This is a genomic window from Psychrobacter sp. Pi2-52 (assembly GCF_904846705.1).
GTDB lineage: Bacteria > Pseudomonadota > Gammaproteobacteria > Pseudomonadales > Moraxellaceae > Psychrobacter.
Genome location: NZ_CAJHBS010000008.1, coordinates 82,585 through 103,787 on the forward strand (window position 1 = coordinate 82,585; position 21,203 = coordinate 103,787).

General features: G+C 43.7%; 13 protein-coding genes and 1 pseudogene. 5 read left to right on the top strand and 9 right to left on the bottom strand.

The window, feature by feature from the left end; genetic code table 11:
* Nucleotides 1–160 precede the first annotated feature (160 nt).
* Nucleotides 161–1,537: a bifunctional UDP-N-acetylglucosamine diphosphorylase/glucosamine-1-phosphate N-acetyltransferase GlmU gene (gene glmU, locus JMY00_RS06490; protein WP_201579537.1), complete on the top strand. Its 1,377-nt coding sequence runs from the start codon at nt 161–163 to the stop codon at nt 1,535–1,537.
* A gap of 196 nt (nt 1,538–1,733) precedes the next feature.
* Nucleotides 1,734–3,578, top strand: a complete 1,845-nt coding sequence (gene glmS / locus JMY00_RS06495) for a glutamine--fructose-6-phosphate transaminase (isomerizing) (RefSeq protein ID WP_201579538.1) — start codon at nt 1,734–1,736, stop codon at nt 3,576–3,578.
* A 302-nt stretch (nt 3,579–3,880) separates the two neighbouring features.
* Here the strand turns inward: glmS and JMY00_RS13680 are convergent, their stop codons facing one another.
* From JMY00_RS13680 to recG, 7 genes and pseudogenes are all read right to left on the bottom strand, one after another.
* Complete coding sequence (locus JMY00_RS13680) at nt 3,881–4,411, bottom strand: zinc-binding dehydrogenase (protein WP_277350413.1); 531 nt, start codon at nt 4,409–4,411, stop codon at nt 3,881–3,883.
* 81 nt (nt 4,412–4,492) lie between these two features.
* Nucleotides 4,493–4,987: pseudogene (locus JMY00_RS13685) on the bottom strand (alcohol dehydrogenase catalytic domain-containing protein); the annotation flags it as partial.
* A 285-nt stretch (nt 4,988–5,272) separates the two neighbouring features.
* Nucleotides 5,273–6,208, bottom strand: coding sequence for an EamA family transporter (locus tag JMY00_RS06505; protein WP_201579539.1), 936 nt, complete (start codon nt 6,206–6,208; stop codon nt 5,273–5,275).
* 89 nt (nt 6,209–6,297) lie between these two features.
* The gene (locus JMY00_RS06510) at nt 6,298–7,008 is read right to left on the bottom strand and encodes an AraC family transcriptional regulator (protein WP_201579540.1); all 711 of its coding nucleotides are present in this window, start codon (nt 7,006–7,008) and stop codon (nt 6,298–6,300) included.
* An 84-nt stretch (nt 7,009–7,092) separates the two neighbouring features.
* Nucleotides 7,093–10,182, bottom strand: a complete 3,090-nt coding sequence (locus JMY00_RS06515) for an efflux RND transporter permease subunit (RefSeq protein WP_201579541.1) — start codon at nt 10,180–10,182, stop codon at nt 7,093–7,095.
* Nucleotides 10,179–11,471, bottom strand: a complete 1,293-nt coding sequence (locus JMY00_RS06520) for an efflux RND transporter periplasmic adaptor subunit (protein WP_201579542.1) — start codon at nt 11,469–11,471, stop codon at nt 10,179–10,181. The genes JMY00_RS06515 and JMY00_RS06520 overlap by 4 nt, the downstream gene beginning before the upstream one ends.
* Nucleotides 11,472–12,002: 531 nt before the next feature.
* On the bottom strand, nt 12,003–14,366 hold the full coding sequence (recG, locus tag JMY00_RS06525; protein ID WP_201579543.1) for an ATP-dependent DNA helicase RecG: 2,364 nt from the start codon (nt 14,364–14,366) through the stop codon (nt 12,003–12,005).
* Nucleotides 14,367–14,646: 280 nt separating this feature from the next.
* Between recG and JMY00_RS06530 the strand changes: the two genes are divergently transcribed.
* The gene (locus JMY00_RS06530; RefSeq protein ID WP_201579544.1) at nt 14,647–15,651 is read left to right on the top strand and encodes a patatin-like phospholipase family protein; all 1,005 of its coding nucleotides are present in this window, start codon (nt 14,647–14,649) and stop codon (nt 15,649–15,651) included.
* A gap of 174 nt (nt 15,652–15,825) precedes the next feature.
* Here the strand turns inward: JMY00_RS06530 and JMY00_RS06535 are convergent, their stop codons facing one another.
* Complete coding sequence (locus JMY00_RS06535) at nt 15,826–16,413, bottom strand: hypothetical protein (RefSeq protein WP_101205996.1); 588 nt, start codon at nt 16,411–16,413, stop codon at nt 15,826–15,828.
* 398 nt (nt 16,414–16,811) lie between these two features.
* Here JMY00_RS06535 and argA point away from each other — a divergent pair, with 398 nt between their 5' ends.
* Complete coding sequence (gene argA / locus JMY00_RS06540; protein ID WP_057762129.1) at nt 16,812–18,134, top strand: amino-acid N-acetyltransferase; 1,323 nt, start codon at nt 16,812–16,814, stop codon at nt 18,132–18,134.
* Between the two features lie 138 nt (nt 18,135–18,272).
* On the opposite strand, the gene JMY00_RS06545 is transcribed toward argA, so the two are convergent.
* Nucleotides 18,273–19,004 carry an FKBP-type peptidyl-prolyl cis-trans isomerase gene (locus JMY00_RS06545; RefSeq protein ID WP_057762133.1) on the bottom strand — a complete coding sequence of 244 codons (732 nt, stop codon included), beginning with the start codon at nt 19,002–19,004 and terminating at the stop codon, nt 18,273–18,275.
* 456 nt (nt 19,005–19,460) lie between these two features.
* Here JMY00_RS06545 and JMY00_RS06550 point away from each other — a divergent pair, with 456 nt between their 5' ends.
* A complete protein-coding gene (locus JMY00_RS06550; protein ID WP_057762135.1) occupies nt 19,461–21,125 on the top strand; it encodes a mechanosensitive ion channel in 1,665 nt (554 codons plus the stop codon).
* Nucleotides 21,126–21,203: the final 78 nt, after the last annotated feature.

Genomic DNA, 21,203 nt, shown 5'->3' on the forward strand with positions numbered 1-21,203 from the left:
TATCCTAGCAACGTTATCAATTTGAACGCTACTCTCTTGCATAGATAATTGATCTACTGTTAGCAGGTTGTATTACAAAGCCTGCACATCACAGCATTTTTATAAATGAACATTTGCGCTATAATCCGATATTATATTTTGTTACATTTATGAGCCTATTATGACATCTCCTCTTTCTGTAATTATTTTAGCTGCCGGTAAAGGCACACGTATGCAATCGGCAAAGCCAAAGGTATTGCAGACATTGGCTGGGAAGTCTTTATTAGGCCATGTGCTAGATACTTGTCATCAGCTCACTGTTGATGAAACCATCATTGTTCATGGCTTTGGTGGTGATCAAGTAAAGTCAGAGATTACCAATCAATATACACAAGCATCGATTACTTGGGTTGCTCAAACTGAGCAATTGGGAACTGGCCATGCGGTCAAGGTGACACTGTCTGATTTACCCAAGTCAGGACAAAGTCTCATTCTTTACGGTGATGTGCCATTGGTCAGCTGTCAAACGCTAACGGCATTAAAAACTGCCAATACTGATGGTATGTCGATGCTGACGCTGACAGTCGATAATCCGTTTGGATTGGGTCGTATTAAGCGTGACCAAGCCGGTAATATTGAAGCCATCGTTGAGCAAAAAGATGCCAATGCTGAAGAGCAAAGCATTAAAGAAATTAACAGCGGTATCTACTGCGTCGATAATGCGTTACTGCACAAATATTTGCCTGAGCTCTCTAACGACAATGCACAGCAAGAATACTATCTGACGGATATCGTTAAAATGGCAGTCGCCGATGGTATTACTATCGCGGCAATTGAGCCTGAGCATACGTTTGAGATTGAAGGGGTTAACAACCGCCAACAGCTTGCTAGTCTAGAGCGCACTTGGCAGCGTAAGTTAGTTGCTGACTTACAAGAAGCTGGCGTACAGTTTGCCGACCCTACTCGTGTCGATATTCGTGGTACGTTGACCGCTGGTCAAGATGTGTTTATTGACGTTAATGTGGTGTTTGAAGGTGCCTGTACCTTGGGTGACAACGTCTATATCGAAGCGGGCTGTGTTATCAAAAATGCCAAGATTGGTAATGCCTGCTATATCAAACCGTATTGCGTGATCGATCGCGCTGATATTGGTGCTGGTGTTGATATCGGGCCTTTTGCGCATTTGCGTCCTGATACCGTACTATCTGATAACAGCAAAGTTGGTAACTTTGTCGAAATTAAAAAATCGACTATTGGTCAAGGCAGTAAAGTAAATCACTTAAGCTACGTCGGCGATGCGACTGTCGGTACAGGCGTGAATATCGGTGCTGGTGTCATTACCTGTAACTATGACGGTGCTAATAAATCGCAAACCATCATTGAAGACAATGCTTTTATCGGCTCCAATGCTAGCTTAGTTGCGCCTGTGACGATTGGTAATACTGCGACTGTGGCGGCAGGTTCTGTGGTTACCAAAGATGTTGATAACAATGCTTTGGCCTTTGGCCGTGCGCGTCAGGTGCAAAAAAATGATTTTCAGCGTCCGACGAAGAAGTAGCCAGCTCGTTGCTAGTGTGATCAATGACCATCACTCTTGAGCAACTCTAAGCAGTACTTCAATCTTTGTGGTACTGCTTTATCGTATTTATAAACTGATATGCCAATTGATGATCAGAGTAATGGTTCAGTCGCTAGTCTTTTTATTTTATACCCCACTATATTGAACTACTAAAATTTAAATCTAAGGAATAGCCATGTGTGGAATTGTAGGCGCAGTCGCTGAGCGAAATATTGCTAATATCTTACTTGAAGGCCTAAAGCGTTTAGAATATCGTGGCTATGACTCAGCTGGCCTGACGGTTATTCGTGATGGTGAACTACACCGTGAGCGTCAAGTAGGTAAAGTACAGGCACTGGTTGATGCCGTCGCTATCAATCCAGAGTTTTTTAATGGTCATATCGGTATTGCTCATACGCGCTGGGCAACTCATGGTGAGCCGGCACAGCGTAATGCACATCCACACGTGTCAGGCAAGATTGCGGTCGTTCATAACGGTATAGTCGAAAACTATGCTGAACTAAAAGAAGAGCTAATAGCCAAAGGTTACGTGTTTACTTCACAGACAGATACTGAAGTTGTAGCGCATCTAATTCATGATATCTACAAAAAAACGCCTGACTTGTTAGAAGCAGTACGCACCATCATTCCGTTACTGCATGGTGCTTTTGCATTGGGTATCGTCCACGTAGACTGCCCTGATGAGCTTATTACTGTACGTCTAGGCTCACCTTTGGTTATCGGTGTTGGTATCGGTGAGAATTTTATCGCATCAGATCAGTTGGCGTTGCTGCCAGTGACTAACCGCTTTATGTATCTAGAAGAAGGCGATATCGCCAAATTAACTCGCAATAGCATTCAAGTTTATGCAGATGGTGTTGAAGTCCAACGTCAAATACATGAGATTGATGCAACCCAGCACAATGCCGATAAAGGCGAGTTCAAACATTATATGCTCAAAGAGATTTACGAGCAGCCAGATGCCGTCGCTCGTACGATAGAGATGGCTTTGGATAATGGCGAAACGACTAAACTACGCGACGATTTTTTACAGCGTCATGAGACACTGTTGTCAGGTATTCGTCATGTGCAAGTGATTGCTTGTGGTACCAGTTATCATGCCGGTATGGTCGCAAAATACTGGTTTGAGAGCCTTATCCGTATACCTTGCTCGGTCGAGGTTGCCAGCGAATTCCGCTATCGCAATCCTGTCGTCGTCGATAATACTTTGGTCATCTGTATTTCTCAATCTGGTGAAACGGCTGACACCTTATCAGCGTTACGTGATATCCAGAAGCAAACACCAGCAGGCTTAGTCAGCTTGGCATTATGTAATGTACCGACCTCATCGCTGGTACGCGAAACAGATATTTTCTTGCCGACGTTAGCAGGGCCTGAGATTGGCGTCGCCTCTACCAAAGCATTTACCACTCAGCTTGTGGCATTGATATTATTGATATTAAAAGTTGGTGTCACGCAGAAGCGCATGACTGACGAACACTTAAATACGTTATTAAGTGAGTTACATCAATTACCAGGACAACTCTACGCCAGCTTAAACCTTGATGCTCCTATCAAGACCATGAGTGAGAGCTTTGAAGATAAGAAAAGCTGTCTATTTTTAGGTCGCGGGCTACAGTTCCCGATTGCGCTAGAAGGCGCGTTAAAGCTAAAAGAAATCTCTTACATTCATGCAGAAGGTTATGCGGCAGGTGAACTCAAACACGGCCCATTGGCATTGGTCGACAAAGACATGCCCATCGTCGTACTCGCCCCTAAAGACAGTATGTTTGATAAATTAAAGGCCAACATGCAAGAAGTGCATGCGCGTCATGGCGAGCTATTTGTGTTCGCTAGCGAAGCCAGTCAAATGGTCGCAGAAGATAGACTACATTTAGTATATGTGCCTGATGTTTGCGAGACGCTTGCCCCTATTGTCTACAGCGTGCCTGTGCAGTTGTTGTCATACCATGTAGCAGTAATGCGTGGCACAGACGTCGATCAACCGCGCAATTTGGCAAAATCAGTCACGGTAGAATAAGAAGAATTACTCTACGACAGCTCTGAAAAAGACAAGTATTTACCCCTGCTATTGTGAACTCAGTAGCAGGGGTTTTTTATGATTTTAAAACGACCTACTAGCAGTTTAAAAAAGTCGTAATAATTGCCTGAGCAAAAATTAAATAAAGATACTTATATCCAGCTCCAAATAATCCTCATATTTTAAAAACTGGTGAAAAGCAGAATTTCGATACAAAAAAATAGTGACACTCTATCTATTAATTAGAGTATCACTATTATTGTGCTTATTTGGTGGCTACATTTAGTTGCCTGTAACGACGTTTAGTCTCTTTCTAGCACCACTCTATAGCGAGCATTACCACTCTCTAGTCGCTCAAATGCTTCATTAATCTCAGACATTTTATACGTTTCAGTGACTGGCTGAATATTATGTCGCGCAGCAAAATCTAGCATTTTACGCAGCGTCGCTGGTGAGCCAACTGGCGAGCCTGATAGACTGTTCTGAGCCATAATCATTGGCGCAGCCGATATCTCTAGTGGCGCTTCTAACAGCCCAACAAAATGCAGCTTACCTTTTGGTCTTAGCGTCTTGATTACGATATCCCAGTTCATATCAACGTTCACTGTTGAAATGATTAAATCAAAAGAACCTGCAGCCTTTTCAATTTCGCTATCGTCTCTTGAGTTTAGTGAATGGTGAGCGCCCATCTCTTTTGCTTCTTCCATTTTTGATTCACTGGTAAATGCCGTCACTTCACAGCCCCACGCGTTGGCAAACTGCAATGCCAAATGACCCAAACCACCAATACCAATTACAGCCACTCTAGAAGTTGGTTTGATGTCGTACTGCATAAGTGGGTTGAACACTGTGATACCGCCACATAATAGTGGTCCTACCGCGTTAAAATCAAGTCCTTCAGGTATCTTGATGACGCTAGTATCTTTTGCGCGTACTTTATCTGCAAAGCCGCCATGGTTACCAATGATCGTACCTTCTTGCTCAGGGCATAAGTTGTGGTCTCCATCGATACATAGATCACAAACGTTACAGTATCCTTTATGCCAGCCAAGTCCGACTTTATCGCCCAACTCTAGATGCTTGACGTACTTGCCTTTATTGAGGACTTTACCTGCAACCTCATGCCCACCGACAAACGGATATTGAGTTATAGTCAAGTCTATATAAATCCGCTACAGCATCATCCTCGCTAAGCATACTAATGTATAACTTGCACTCGGTTTCCTTGTATCGAAATTATATTGAACTGACTATATACCCCATTCGTTTTGCCACATCGATAAATCACTATGGCAGATACCGCAGCTATGTACTTCGATTTCCACTTCGTGATCGCCTAAAGCACCTGGGTCATATTCATAAGGCTCAAACTTGCCACCTTTCTCTTGTGCTGCATATGCGTTAATCATAGTTATTCCTTATTTTCTAGTTTTTTTAGAGATTAGTTTATAGAAATTGATTTATCGTTCTAGCAGCTACTCATCTATTAGTAAAATTAAAATAGTACTATAAGATATAAACAATTTCTTCAATTAATTTGATTGGACAGACTATAGAAAAGACTGACCCAACTAATCCATTCAACTTACCAGTTTTAGACTAACGTCATACAAAGAGTCATACTTAATAGGCAGTAACTCATCAAAAATACTGCTTATCGTCAGAAATATTGCTTTGTTACTTATGTTGCTTTGTTACTTGTACAGTGCACGCCTTCTTCGATAACCTGTCAATTTTGGCGTCTTCATTACCTGCAATAAAAGACAGATTATCATGAGTGACATTCCTAGCCAGCCGATAGGAGAGAATGTTTCACCGATTATAATGATAGCCAATATAGTGGCCACGATAGGTTCTAATAACGTGATAAGCGTGGCTTTGCTCGCCTCAATCACTCTCAACGCTTGGCCAAAAAGTAAATAACCAAAGAACATCGGCGCAATTGCCAGATATAGGGCAACGCTTATATGTTTTGCATCTAAAAACAGGTTTTCCCCTGTTAATAATAATGATGGCAACAATAAGATCGCCGACAGACCAAACATGCTTGCCATCGCTGATTTCGAGTTTACCCCGTTCTCTATCATCTGACGTGCTGTCCATGAGTATGTGGCATAGGTCAATCCTGCAACTAACCCTAACAACACGCCTAGTATTCGATTATTTGCTTGTGCGTTTATATCCAAATATTGGGTTTTTCCCAAGGTTAGCAAAATGACGCCAACCACACCAAATATAAAACTTACCACCCATCGACTAGTGACTCTTTTATTGCTAATCAGACGCTCCATGATAAAAGTGAAAAATGGTGCACTGGCAATTGAGATCACTGTACCAATAGCGACACCAGCCAATCTCATAGAGGAATAAAAAGCCAAAGGATAGATAGCAACGCATAGGCTACCGATAAATAAGAGACTGGGTTTAGAAAGTAGTTTCTGTCTATCGCTTAGTAAATTATTCTTAGCATTCAATACTAGCAATACACCGCCTACCCCCATCGAAAACGCACCAACGGCTAATGGACTAACGTCAGGTATAAAAGCAGACGCTGTACCTGTCGTTCCCCAAAGGACACTGGCAGCTATCACACATAAAATAGCACTTAGACTAGATTTATTCTGCAGCATAGTAGCTACCTCTAACGTTATAATGAATAATATTATTATAGAGGGTTACAGAATAGAATTTTTGCAGATTAGACGGTTTGTATGTCTGGTTAGACGTGTTTTAATTTGGAAGGGGCAATACCAAAATATTTAGAAAAGCGGCGGCTAAAAGCACTAACATCCGTATAACCAACCAGTTCGGCTATGATAGCGATAGGTGAATCAGTATGTAGTAACAAAGCTTGCGCCTTTTGCATTCTGATCTTTGTGATGTACTCAGTGACGGTTTGGTTTGTTTGCGATTTGAAGTTCTTTTTAAACTGTGTGGCACTGAGACAAGAGATAGCCGCCAATACTTCGACAGAAAGGTTTTTAGAAAAATTGTGGTGGATATATGCGACGACTTCTCTAATTCGAGCATCATATTGCACAAATAGATTTTGTTGTTCTAGGAGTTTATAAAAGGTATCAAACATCAGTCTCTCAACTTCAGGATTGATTTGATACCTTAACTGACTTTCTGAAAACGCCAAAAATGCCAACAATGGCGCACTTATAGAAAAGACAATTTGTGATGAATGAAGCACATTTTCTGGCAATAGATCTGTATCCACAACGATAAACTTTGCATTCTCCTCAGCGCTGAAATAGTGCTTTTCATTTACCTTGACGACAACACATTCGCTTGGGATAACTTTTCCAGTATAGCTTCCAACTTCAATATTGATTGCCCCTCGCAAAGGCAAAACAAGCTGATGAAAGTCATGAGAATGTCCTCTAGTTTGACGAGTATATGACCTAATTGACAGCGTGTTAATCATTCAGCATTTTCCACATTGCTACTATTGTGTCATGTCTTAGCTAACTATTTGGTTAGCTATTCGGCTCTCTATGAGAAGTGACTATTAGAAGTCACTAGGCTTACCATGTGGAGCCAGCCATTTAGCAAACCATCCAGATAAATCATCCATCAAGGTATAGACGACAGGAATGACAACCAAGCTCAATAGCGTAGAGGTTACCAGACCACCCAGTACCGCTGCTGCCATCGGTCGCCTAAAAGTAGGATCTGCATCGCCCCAACCAAATACTAGAGGCAACATACCTGCACCCATCGCAATGGTCGTCATGATGATAGGCCGCGCACGCTTACGACAGGCATCCATAATGGCTTCAAAGCGCGCCAGCCCTCGGCGCTGGGCAATCAACGCATAATCGACCAATAGAATAGAGTTTTTGGTCGCAATACCCATGAGCATAATAAAGCCAATCATCGAAGGCATCGATAAGCTGCTACTGGTAATAACCAAGCCAACAAACGCCCCACCGATCGATAGAGGGAGCGCCATTAGAATGGTAAAAGGCTGCAACAAACGACCAAATAGTAGAATCAGCACGCCTAAAATACAAACCACACCGACGGACATCGCAATGATAAAGCCACTAAAGAGGTCTGCCATGTTTTCGGCTTGACCTTGATCGATGATGGTAATCGAAGGCGGCAGTTGCTGCATGGTCGGCACTGCTTTGACCGCTTGTACCAAATCGCCAAGCTCGCCACTCGCAGGTTGTACCGTGATACTAATAGCACGCTCTCGATCCAGTCTACTAATCTGCGCAGGTCCAGTGCCAAAGTCTAGCGTAGCTACCTCACCGACGCGCACGCCTTGACCGGCAGGCATAGTACTCGGCACGTACAAACCTTCTAGCTGGCTAACATTCTGCTTAGCCACGTCAGGTAGACGTACGACGATTGGTACTTGGCGCGTATCAAGATTAAGCTTGGACAATTGCTGTTCATAGTCGCCTACGGTCGCCACACGTAGAGTCGTAGCGATATCTTGCGTGGTCACCCCTTTGTCAGCCATTGCCAATCTATCTGGCGTTACCGTTAGCTCTTGGCGTGGTAGACTGCGATCACTGGTTACAGCGCCTGCACTTGGTAGCCCCCGAATCTCAGACATGATTTTTTGTGCAGTTTGTTCAAGCAATTGCGGGTTAGTACTGGTTAATGAAAAGTTATAGCCACTTTCACCACCACTCGATAGCCCGACTGTAAACCGTGCTCCTGGCACTTCTGTCATTAGCTTACTAATTTTGCGCTCTATCTCTTGCTTAGTGCCTCGTTCTGCACGCGGAGCAAGCACGATATCCAAGCCCGCGATGTTTTCAGCCTTACCGCCGCCACCATCTGACGCACCCATCGACGCCTGCGCCTCTCCCACTGAGGTAAAGATGTTGGTCACCTCAGGCATGGCCAAAATACGAGCACTCGCTAGCGCCGCCACGCGCTCAGTATCTGCCAACGACACGTCAGGTGTCAGCTCAATAGCCACTCGAGTTTGATCGATATCATTATCAGGGATAAATGACGTGGGTAACAGCTTAATCAGAGCTAGCGATGCCACAAATAAAACAAGCGTTGCACCCATGGTTAGCCAGCGATGATGTAGAGTCCAAGACACAATCTTAAGATAGTACTTCATCATCGCGCTTTGTTTTTCGACGTGCTTTTTCTCAGGTCGTAAGATATAAGCTGCCATCATAGGGGTAATCAGGCGCGCCACCATTAGCGAGGCAAAAATTGATAAGGCAGCTGTCCAACCAAACTGACGGAAAAACTGTCCAACGATACCGCCCATAAAGGCTGTTGGTAAAAACACCGCAATCAAAGTAAAAGTAGTCGCGACAACGGCCAGACCGATTTCATCAGCGGCTTCCATCGCCGCTTCATAAGGCGTCTTACCCATGCGTAGATGACGTATGATGTTTTCTACTTCAACGATTGCATCATCGACCAGCACCCCAATGACTAATGATAATGCCAGTAGTGAGATGATATTCAGACTAAAGCCAAACAGATACATACCTAAAAAGGTTGGAATGACTGATAATGGCAAAGCGACCGCGGCAACGATAGTCGCGCGTATATTGCGCAAAAACAGGAAGACTACCACTACAGCCAACAGCCCACCTTCGGTGAGCATTCTTAACGAGGCTTCATAATCTTCTGCAATGGGTGTGGCTCGGTCATAGACTTTTTCAATACTGATATTACCGACATCAGCAGTCAGCTTGGCAAGCTCTTCATCGACCAGCTCCATCACGTCGACCTCACTGGCACCGCGCGAGCGAGTGATGTTAAATGCCACTACGGTTTGACCGTCTAGCTTGGCAATCGAGCTTGGATCTGCTGCGCCGTCAGTGATTTCTGCCATCCGACCTAAAGCTTGTGTGCCTCCTGTAGGGACAGCCACTTGCAAATCGTTTAGCTCATTTGCTCGCTCAACGGCACCGAGAACACGGATGGTCTGAGTCGTATTGCCAACTTCCGCCTCCCCGCCAGAGCTGTCTTGCTGGATACCAGCGATTTGCTGCGATAATTGCGAAATAGAAAACTTCAGACCACTTAATGCAATCGGGTCGGCAGCAACTGTAATCTCACGCTGTAGCCCACCAACACGACTCACGGTACTAACGCCTGGTATGTCAGATAGCCGTTTGGTAACGGTATCATCGACAAACCACGATAGATCTTCCACACTCATATTTTCAGCAGCGACAGAGTACGTAACTACTGGAAATCCAGCAGTAGATACTTTGGTAATAATAGGATCGTTGGCGGCAGCTGGTAGATCACCACGTACTTCGCCGACTGCTGACCGTACATCGTCTACCGCTTCTTGAATGTCTTTTTCTAAAGTAAATTCAGTGGCAATGGTCGCCGCACCCGTCTGTAGCGTGGTGCGAATATGACTCACGCCTTCGATACTGGTCAGTTTATTTTCAATCTTTTTGGCGATATCGTTTTCGAGCTGTGAAGGCGCAGCACCCGGTAGCGTCACCGTGACTACCACCGCTGGCAAGTCTATATCCGGAAACTGCTGGACTTTCATTTTCATGAAACCGTAAATGCCGCCCAACGTCAGCAGCACAAATAGCAAGATAGCAACGAGCGGGTTCTTTATCGAATAAGCGGAGACGTTTAAGCTCATGGCTGTGCCTGCACTGGCTTACTGGTTTGAGATACGCCATCAACAACACGTACTAGGTCACCATCATTTAAGAAGCTGCCGCCCTGCTTTACGATACGACTGTCACTTGGCAAAGGCTCTAACACTGCTACGCTTTCGCCCAGTCGCTCACCCAACGTCACTCGCTGCTGCTTGATACGTCCCATTGATCGATCGTCTCGAGTAGTCGATTCAGTAACGAGCATCACATAATCATAACCATCATTACTGACCACGGCGCTATTAGGAATCGTTTGTGTGCTGGTACTTCCTAATAGGAACTCACCTGTTTGGTACATGCCTGCACGTATCTTTGAGTTGGCAGCTAGGCTGGCATAAATCGTAATTTGACGGTTGTTGTCTGCGGTGGGCGCGATGCGATTTACTTGCCCCATCACTGTATCACCACCCGGAAGACTGACTTGTACAGGCGTACCGACGTTTATATCACCGATAAGCTTAGGATCTATATCTGCTCGCCATTCCAAAACCCCGCCTTTGATAATCGTAAATAGCGGATCCCCGCCTGTCACCTGCCCAACTTCTACCATTTTTTCACTGATAATACCGCTGACAGGAGCGACGACTTTTGCGTTCTCTAATGTCAAACGCTGATTGCTCAAACGAGCTTTGGATGCTTGCAAAGAAGCTCTGGCACGGACTTCCGAAGTACGGTAACGATCGGCTTCTTGTTTGCTGATGGCATCGATATCGATCAATGGCAACACACGTGCAGCATCAGCGCTAGCATTGGCAAGAGTGGCTTCCGCTTCTGCGACATCTGCTTGCGCCTGTAGCACTTGCTGCTCCATGGCATCAGTATCGAACACAGCTAAAACTTGACCTGCTCTGACGCGGTCGCCTTCTTCGACCAAAATACGCTCGATAGCCACACCATTGACTTTTGCACTGACGTTCGCAGTATCCTTAGCATTGATGGTTCCATCGGCACTGAGCGTGCTACCGATATCATCTTGGCTTGGACTGACTGTTTCTACTGAGAGTACCGATTGCTCAATACTGGCATCGCTACCAGTTGCCTGATCGTTTGCGACAGAATTAGCAGTTGCTGACTCATCCGTAGCTGCATTACTATCATTGCTCCAATACTTGCCAAGCAGCACCCCAATCACTAGTACGGCTGCCAATACGGGCCACAACCATATTGGTGGTTTTGCAGATGGCCTTTTAGATACAGTGTCAGTTTGACGATATGGCGGCAACTCTGATTCAGCTGACGGCTTAGAATGGGTTTCTTCAAAATCGCTCATGATAACTCTCTGTAGGTACAGTCAATATTAAAATACTCGATATAGAATGACTAAAAATATCAATCAGTCACAGCAATAATAAAAAGTGACACGCAATCGAAGCAATGTTTGGATAGCCTGATATAGGGCTATGAGCGTTACTTACAGAGAGTATTACGATGTTCTCTAAAGCACTGTTTATTATTATAATAGTTCATCAAACTATCGAGAATAGCATATATTTAGCCATCATCTTATTTTTATATATAGGGTCTAGCGTTCATAAATTTAATTGAAACTTAGACCGAATATCTGTGCAATGTTCAAGGCATATCGACCAATTTAAAGAAATAAGAGCGCATGTAGTCAATCGCTGAATCTCTGATGTATTCAACGGCTGACTATGGATGGAGTGTTGTCTATAAATAATTTTAACCTTGCGGCTATACTGTTTGATTATATCCAGAGCTAGGTTCGATGACGCAATGAACCTATTTGCCAATACCGGTACTACACACTAAGCACTGATTACTAGACACTGGGTACTAAACGCTAGGCATTGGTATAGCGACTTGCTTCAGGCATCCAGCGATGAATCAATTGGCTGACATCTGCTTTTCGCGCAGGGTCTGCTATCAAATGCTTCGCTAATCGCTGAGCAATGGCAAATAATTGCTCATCACGGATCAGATCGGCTAGATAGTAGCCAACGTTACCCGTTTGACGTTTGCCTAACAGCTCTCCTGGCCCACGTAGCTCTAAGTCTTTTTGAGCAATGACAAATCCATCGGTACTATCACGTAGGACATTTAGTCGCTCAGTACCTGTCTCCGATAGCGGCTTTTGATATAACAGTACACAGAAGCTTTTGGTCGAGCCACGTCCGACTCGCCCGCGCAGCTGATGCAATTGCGATAGCCCCAAACGCTCTGCATTTTCGATAACCATGAGCGACGCATTGGGTACATCGACGCCTACCTCGATGACAGTCGTCGCAATCAGCAAGTCCAAATTACCTGCTTTGAACTCCTGCATAATGGCTTGCTTATCGGCGGACTTCATCTTGCCATGTACCAGTCCAATACGAATATCTAGACGTTCATTTAAGTCCTCATAAGTAGCTTCGGCTGCCTGCGCATCCAAGACGCTAGATGCCTCTACCAGTGAGCATACCCAATACGCTTGCCTGCCCGCTTCGCAATTAATCGCAATACGTTCTATGACTTCATCGCGTCGATTGCGATCGATGGTTACTGTCGTAATTGGGGTACGCCCCGGTGGCAACTCATCAATGATTGAGGTATCCATATCGCCATAGACACTCATTGCTAAGGTTCTTGGAATCGGTGTTGCAGTCATGATTAGCTGGTGCGGGGTGCTATTAGCGACGCCTTTATTGGTCAATGCCATGCGCTGCTCAACACCGAATCGATGCTGCTCATCAATGATAACCAAGCCTAATTTAGCGAACTGAACTTGCTCCTGAAACAGTGCATGAGTACCAACGACCACTTGCACGGTATTTTCTGCAACCGCTTCCAAAGCTTCACGGCGCTGTTTGACCGTTTGCTTACCGGCAAGCCAACCGACACCAATGCCCAATGGCTCAAACCATTGCTTAAAATTCAGTAGATGCTGCTCTGCCAAAATCTCAGTCGGTGCCATTACCGCGACCTGCCAGCCACTATCGAGCGCATAGCCTGCCGCCCCTGCTGCCACCAACGTCTTGCCAGCACCCACATCTCCCTGTACCAGTCGTAGCATCGGAATTGAGGTCGCCATATCCGCAGTGATGTCTTTCATCACTCTTTTTTGCGCACCCGTTAAATCAAAAGGCAATGCAGAAAACAGCTTATCAGCAAGAGGACTATTGGTAGTGCATTTGGGTGCTTTATGCTGATGTAGCTGTTGGCGACGATATAGCAAACTGAGTTGATGCGCAGTCAATTCTTCAATAATCAAGCGCTGGCAAGCAGCATGCGTACGAGCACTGAGTTGAGTGAATAGTTTGTATTGCTGAGACGCGTTGGTATAAGTAGGCGGCGTATGCAGCAGTACCAATGCTTCAAATATCGTTAAATTATAGACATTATGCTGAGCAATACTGGCAGCGACGTTATGTATATCATTATCTGCCTGATAGGTAGAAGGATTAGGTTTGTATACGCTATTGCCAATCGCATTGCTAGTCACATTGTCAGGCACGCTGCGTGCTAACGTTGAGAAAATATCTTCGGTATATTCGGCCTCTGATACTGTTGATTTAGATGGCTCAAAAGGCACTAATGGCAAATCGGATACAACTGCAAAATCTTCAGCCGTAAACAATGTCATAGGCAGACCTTGGCTCCGAACCGTTTGCAATGCCAGTTTAATTAAAGTGCGCAGTTTGTTTTGATGTAAACCTTTGACACTAGGATAAATAGGCTGCAATCCCATATCGGTCATGACTGTATTGTCAGTGATAACTTGATATTCAGGGTGATGTATCTGCTTACCGTAGCGGCTGACTTTGACTTCACCAAACAGCTGTAAACGTGTTCCCAAATTCATAGTCTGTACCAGACCACGATAGACCTTAAAAAACCGTAACGATATTGTACCCGTATCATCGTCCACCGTCACAGTCATCCCACTGCGCTTGGTATCGACATGGACGATATGACCAGTAATTAGCGCTGACTGTCCATGCTCTACATCTGAGATTGATACCAGTCGACTACGATCCTCATAATCACGAGGCAAATGTAATAGCAAATCGAATATCCGCTTGATATTCAATTGCGCCAACTGCTCTGCCACTTTTACCCCCACACCTGCTAGCGCAGACACTGGCATATCTAGTGCTGACAGCGGCATGTCAGATCTAAAGTGATCTAATGAGTTGGCTGAGGCATGACTCTCCGATATTGGCATTAAAGATCCTAACAATATTATTTTTAATTTTTGTATGCTAAATCGAGTATTTTTAATAGGTTGCACATGATGACTTGTACCACAGAATAGCCATAACGATAGTACGTATAAAAAATTCGACTTATTTCATTATAGCTGACAATACAATTGCTTATGCTAGGCTATTTAGTAAAATAGCATCTATACAGCCCATCTACTATAGATAAACTGCTTCTCCTCATCATACCAATAACTGATGGCTTATTTTTTGAGTTCTGGCAATTTCGTAAGGTGTTTTTCTATGCTTATTTCTATTTTGCCTCGTCAGTTTCGTCACAACCTAATTCGTCATAATCTAAAACTACTGAGGTTGAGCTTAATACCATTTCTCGGTTTTTATATTAGTGCGTGTAGCACATTGCCATCGACTATTCCTGCAACGCCAGAGCCTGTTATTAAGACTCCTACTGTCGCACTGGTATTGGGTGGTGGCGGTGCAAAAGGATTTGCCCATGTGGGCGTCATTAAGGCGCTAGAAGAAAACGGTATCAAACCAACATTGGTAGTCGGGACGAGTGTGGGTAGCTTGATTGGTAGCTTATACGCCAGTGGTTATACGCCGGCACAGCTTGAGCAATTGGCACTGACCACTACAGATAGCCAGCTCACAGACTTTACCTTGTCCAATCAAGGTTTTATCGAAGGTATCAAGTTAAAAAACTTTATCAATAGCAAAGTGAATGCGCGAGCCATAGAGGATTTCCCCATTGCTTTTGCGGCAATCGCAGCAGAAAAACACACTCTGAAGAAAGCGATCTTTACCACTGGCGATGCTGGGCTTGCCGTACAAGCGTCCTGTAGCGTGCCCAATATTTTTATTGCCCCGCGCATTCCTGAAAAGGTCGGTAAAAAATATGTCGATGGCGGTGTGGTCAGCTTAGTACCCGTAGATAGCGCCTATGACTTGGGTGCGGATATTGTCATTGCTGTAGATGTAACGGGAGCTCAAGGCAGTGGTAGTACTAATAATCAAATACCGACTATGAACTCATTGAGTGACTTTTGGGGATTTCTCGAAACCAATATTCTAGCTACCAAGCTGCCTGCTAAGCGCTCCGCATCAATTCAAAGTGAGCGGAATCGAGCGGATATTGTTATTACTCCTAATATCGGTCGTAACAGTTCAATAGATACTAGTCAGCGACGCAGTCTGATACAAGCAGGTGCTCAAGCTACAACGCCGCAAATCAATGTAATTAAACAACTTATCCAAGAGAAATCTAATAGCAAATATGCCACGCTGTAGCTCAGTATTTTTACTTACTTATCAGCAAAATTATCAAACGTCCTGACATACAGTAAAAAAGCACCGCAGCTATAAACTGTGGTGCTTTTTTATTGATAGCTTTCAATACTAAATGGATAGTTTTTAGTGCTAACTACATCAATACTAGCTAAATTCTAATCCAAAAATTCAGAACTATTTAACGCGCGCACGATATTTTACAGCGACAGTATCATTTAGACCTACGCCTTCTAGGTCCCAACGTACCGCTTTATAGTATTTAAGCGCGACATCTTGTAGCTGATTATCTACTTTGGTACGTAGTGGCATACGAGCAAAGTTATTGCCATCTACACTGCCGTACGGAAATTCAGGAGCAACTGTCTTCAGCAGCTCTACCTGCTCTGGGATGCTCATCGTAACGGTCATTTTACGGACGCGATCTGCATTAGTATTGGTAAAGTATCCTTGATATTCCAATACATTGCCTGACTGCAAACGAGTATTGGTATCTACAGGGACGAGTACTTCTTGACCATTGGCATCAACGCTGACCAACGACGCTGTAATTCTGCTGTTAACGGCTTGAGCACTTGAGTTGTTGCTCTTGTTAGCATTTGTCTGAATAGCCATTGAGCTATCAACCGCTTGCTCTGGTGTTGGCAGCATCGCTGAGGCTTGTGTGACTACCATTGCACCGATGAGCGTACCGGCAACAACGTGAAATAAGCGGTGGCCGCTCCAAGCACTGAACGGGCTAGCAAACTGGTTACTTTTTTTCATGATTTTCATTATCCCTGGTTGATATATCGGTAAAACACAGATGGTGCAACTTAAGTTATTTTTATAATTTGTTCAACAGATAAAAAGCATTACGATGTACATAAGATATCGCTGTGAAATAGTTCATGCAATCTATGAAACACACGAACTTACTTATCTAACCTGATTATCTTCGCTCAGCATCTGTAAAGCAATAGCGCTTAGCATAACAAAAAGCATTTGTGCGTACATTAACCCAGTGTTGAGGTTGTGTATATCAGCGATTGGCAATCAGAATGCTTGAATACAGCTGAAATAAAAGATAGCTCATAACCGCGTTTTTTGCTATGGTAAATCTTTAGCGTTAGGCATTTTTTTGCTGCGCCCCTTTTCTTATTCTAACGACTACTGCTCCCATTATGACTACTAGCTCCATGCCCCAGATCAACCCTGAATACGTCCATTGGTTCCGTAACTCTGCACCCTACATTAATACCCATCGCGGCAAAACTTTCGTGATCATGTTTGGTGGTGAAGCGGTCAATCATGCGAACTTCAGCACACTTATTCATGATTTTGCCTTGTTGCATAGCTTGGGTATCAAGCTAGTACTGGTACACGGGGCACGACCGCAAATCGAGAAGAACTTAAAAGACGCTAATATCGAATCTCCGCTACATCAAGACATCCGTATTACGCCACGTGCAGCGATGCCATCTATCTTACAAGCCGTTGGTGCTATTCGTTTACAGATTGAAGCTCAGCTATCCATGGGGCTGGCCAATTCTCCGATGTATGGTTCGCGTATCGATGCGATTTCAGGTAATTTCGTGACAGCGCGCCCATACGGTATCCGTGAAGGTATTGATTACCAAATGACGGGTGAAGTGCGTTCTATCGATGTAGAAGCCATCAAAAATAATCTACTTCATGACCATATCGTTGTATTAGGCTCGATGGGCTACTCTGCGACTGGCGAAGTATTTAACTTATTGGCGGAAGATGTGGCCCTAAGCGCTGCTGTAGCACTGGGTGCTGACAAGCTTATATTCTTAGGCGAAGAAGCGGGTATCAACGACGACGATCGTTTATTACGTGAAATGATTCCTAATGAAGTTGATCGTTTCTTACGTGATCGTGATCTAAATTGCGAAATCAATTATTTCTTGAACTGTGCAAGCTTGGCCTGTCGTCAAGGTGTGCATCGCACGCATATTATCTCGTATGCCAAAAACGGCGCATTACTAGAAGAGCTATTCACACGTGATGGTTCTGGCACGCTGATTAGCCACGACCCTTATGAAGAAATTCGCCGTGCCAATATCGATGACGTAGTCGGACTTATTGAGCTACTGTCACCTCTAGAAGAGCAAGGCATCTTGGTCAGTCGTTCACGCGAGCGCTTAGAGCAAGAGATTGATAACTATAGTGTGATTGAGCGCGATGGTATGATTTTGGGCTGTGCAGCATTGCATACGCTAGATTCAGAGTCAGCGGAAGTTGCCTGTGTTGCCGTACGTCCTGAGTATCGTAGTGGTAGCCGCGGCGCAGATTTGTTAGCGTTTCTAGAACAGCAAGCGCGTAGCCATGGCTTGTACAAGTTATTTGTTTTGACCACTCGTACTGCCCATTGGTTCGTCGAGCAAGGCTTTGCTGAGGTTGAAGCCAGCGCTTTACCTGAAGCACGTTTAGAGAAATACCATAATGGCCGTAACTCTAAAGTCTTTCAAAAAAATCTATGATTTATCACCAACTTGATATCGGCTTTGTAAGCTCGATATCAATCTGAGGTAAAATATTAGTCGTAAAAAAGCCTTCATAATTATATGAAGGCTTTTTTGTAGGCTAAGTACCTAAACTAATAATTTTGCTTTAGATACTTATTTTACTTTTAATAGCTCAACAGTAAAGATAAGCGTGCTGTTAGGCTCAATACCAGCGTTACCCGCTTCACCATACGCGATGTCTGATGGGATATAGAACTCGTATTTTCCGCCTTCTTTCATCAACTGTAGACCTTCAGTCCAGCCAGCGATTACTTGGTTTAGTGGGAATTCGATTGGCTCACCGCGCTCATAAGAGCTGTCAAATACCGTACCATCAAGCAATTTACCTTCGTAGTTTACTTCAACCACGTCAGTTGCTTTTGGCGATTTACCAGTACCTGCTTTGATAACTTTATACTGTAAACCAGACTCTGTCTGCTTCACGCCTTCTTTTTTAGCGTTTTCTGCTAAGAACGCAGTACCAGCGGCTTTATTTTCTGTCGCTTTGGTTTCCATGTCTTTAACAAACTGCTCTTCTTGCTCTTTTTGATAGTCCATCAATACTTGTTGCATTTGCTCTTGGGTCAATGCTGATTCATTGCCTTCGTAGCCATCACGGAAGCCTTTTTCAAAAGTATTTAGGTCTAGATCTTTGACAGCGTCTTTATTGCCTTCTGCCATCATGAAACCTAAGCTATAACCTACTTTTTCACTAGCTGAGCTTTGTTCAGTAATGGAAACGCTTTGAGCGGCTGTTTCTTGATTGCCATTGTTGGTGCTACAGCCTGTTACTAACAACATAGCGCTAGCAAGTGCACTAACGCCTAAAGTAGTGATTTTTTTCATAAAGTACTCTCTAATTGTAAGAATAGTGGCGAGATGTCACATTCCTCTATAATAACAAATCTTAGTTTTGGGAACTACGCTTTGCACGAAATTATCGGGCCAATGTATAGTCTATGTTAATATCTTCTATCATAATAACAAGTTATCACACAAATATAGTAACAGGTAAAGCTTTCTGTCTTTAAATCCATCAATACATCAGCTAAGCTGATTTAGTTAAGGAGATAAGTAACCGAGCGTTAGTTTTTATCAAAAATAAGCAGATAACGATAGCGAAGTCACTGTAATATAAATAAGAGATACTGCTGATAATAATTTATGCTCAAAAACGATAATATCTCTATATAACTGATTCTAAAAACACTATTTATGACAACCATCTGTATGTCTTGCTCACTAATCGCTGTATGAACATTGTTTTTGGCGAGTTATATAAGATGCTTCAAGGAGGATAAGATGAACCCAATGTACACATCTTTTAACGGCTATCTTGGTGGACCTATCGGCTCCATCATTGGTGCTATTTTGATATTCGTTATTGGTTGGCTAGTAGCCCTTGGTATCGCAGCACTGGTACGCGGCGTACTCTCTAAAGTTAATCTCAATCAGCGTATGAACTCTTCAACTGGTAAGACCTACGACCTTGAAGGTATCATCTCCAAAATTGTTTTCTGGTTTATTTTCATCATTGCTATCTCAGGCGCACTTAGCCAATTAAACTTAAACTCTATCTCAGCACCATTCGCAAATATGGTTAATCAAGTATTGGCATTTATCCCTAATCTTATCGGCGCTATCGCACTTGGTGTGATCGGTTGGGTCGTGGCTACTGTCGCACGCACAGCGATCAACGCTGCACTCGCGAAAACCTCTATGGATGAGCGTTTAAGTGCACAAGCTGGTGTAAAACCAATGAGCAGTACGATTGCTGATATGGTTTACTGGTTCATCTTATTGGTTGTGTTGACCATGGTACTTGGTCAATTAGAGCTTGATGGTTTGTTCGCCCCACTGACTAATATGGTCGACAAAATCTTTAGCTTTATCCCTAACATCTTGATTGCTGGTGTAGTCTTCGTTGTTGGTTATATTATTGCCAAAGTCGTACGCGGCATCGTCACCAATCTTGTTTCTACTTTTAATGTACAAGAATTGGCGTCAAAAGCAGGTTTAAGTGAGCAAAACAGCTTACCTAATATTGCAGGTTCATTAGCATTTCTTGTGGTTATTATTCCAACCATTATTGCTGCTCTAAATGCACTAAAAATCGAAGTAATTGCTCGCCCTGCGACCAATATGCTTAACAAAATCATGGAAGCCTTGCCAAATATCTTTATGGCAGTCGCTATCCTAGTAGTAACTTTCTATGTTGTACGTATGGTTGCCAACATCATCAAAGGTTTGATTGAAAACACTCAAATCAATCAATTACCTGCGAAAGTTGGTCTACAAGAAACCATGGGTGATAAGAAAATCTCTGACCTAGTTGGTTATGCGATTATCTTCTTCGCTATGCTATTTGCCGCTATTGCAGCTGCTGACTTGTTAGGTTTCGAGCCTATCTCAGCTATTATTACGATGTTTATCGCATTCGGTGCAAACATCATCCTAGGCGCAATTATCCTGTTTATCGGATTCTGGCTTGCCAATATCATTGCAGGTGTGGTTGAACGTTCTGAGCAAGGTTCACAATTCCTAGCAAACATCGTACGTGTATTAATCATGGGCCTAGTATTAGCAATGGGTCTAAAAGCGATGGGTATTGCCGATTCAATCGTTAACCTAGCATTTGGTCTGACACTAGGCGCGGTAGCCGTTGCCTTTGCCCTATCATTTGGTCTTGGTGGTCAAGAAGCTGCAGCTCGCTTCCTGCGTAAAATGCAGGACAAGATGGACCATGAACGCACTGAAGCGAAAGCAAAATCTGCGCTACAGCCAAGTTCATCAACTCAAGAAAAGGTTGCTGATTCAGTTCGTGAAAACACGCCATCTGCTGCTAGCACACCTACCACTGATTTACGTACAGACGTAGTTGATACACCACGTGTTGATACTAATGACATCTACAACAGTGATGACGTACTTCCTGGTAGCGGTCTTAATGACGATATCAATAAGTAAGTACTTTTGATTGTTTAGTTTAGATACGAAAAAGACAGCCGAGGCTGTCTTTTTTATGTCAGTAAGTAATTAATAAAT

Bases quoted from the DNA above. Each gene is read 5' to 3' on its own strand.
- argA (WP_057762129.1), top strand. From the start codon at position 16,812: ATGACTACTAGCTCCATGCCCCAGATCAACCCTGAATACGTCCATTGG.
- recG (WP_201579543.1), bottom strand. From the start codon at position 14,366: ATGCCAATATCGGAGAGTCATGCCTCAGCCAACTCATTAGATCACTTT.
- JMY00_RS06520 (WP_201579542.1), bottom strand. From the start codon at position 11,471: ATGAGCGATTTTGAAGAAACCCATTCTAAGCCGTCAGCTGAATCAGAG.
- JMY00_RS13680 (WP_277350413.1), bottom strand. From the start codon at position 4,411: ATGCAGTACGACATCAAACCAACTTCTAGAGTGGCTGTAATTGGTATT.
- JMY00_RS06545 (WP_057762133.1), bottom strand. From the start codon at position 19,004: ATGAAAAAAATCACTACTTTAGGCGTTAGTGCACTTGCTAGCGCTATG.
- JMY00_RS06510 (WP_201579540.1), bottom strand. From the start codon at position 7,008: ATGATTAACACGCTGTCAATTAGGTCATATACTCGTCAAACTAGAGGA.
- JMY00_RS06550 (WP_057762135.1), top strand. From the start codon at position 19,461: ATGAACCCAATGTACACATCTTTTAACGGCTATCTTGGTGGACCTATC.
- JMY00_RS06505 (WP_201579539.1), bottom strand. From the start codon at position 6,208: ATGCTGCAGAATAAATCTAGTCTAAGTGCTATTTTATGTGTGATAGCT.
- JMY00_RS06535 (WP_101205996.1), bottom strand. From the start codon at position 16,413: ATGAAAAAAAGTAACCAGTTTGCTAGCCCGTTCAGTGCTTGGAGCGGC.
- glmS (WP_201579538.1), top strand. From the start codon at position 1,734: ATGTGTGGAATTGTAGGCGCAGTCGCTGAGCGAAATATTGCTAATATC.
- glmU (WP_201579537.1), top strand. From the start codon at position 161: ATGACATCTCCTCTTTCTGTAATTATTTTAGCTGCCGGTAAAGGCACA.
- JMY00_RS06515 (WP_201579541.1), bottom strand. From the start codon at position 10,182: ATGAGCTTAAACGTCTCCGCTTATTCGATAAAGAACCCGCTCGTTGCT.
- JMY00_RS06530 (WP_201579544.1), top strand. From the start codon at position 14,647: ATGCTTATTTCTATTTTGCCTCGTCAGTTTCGTCACAACCTAATTCGT.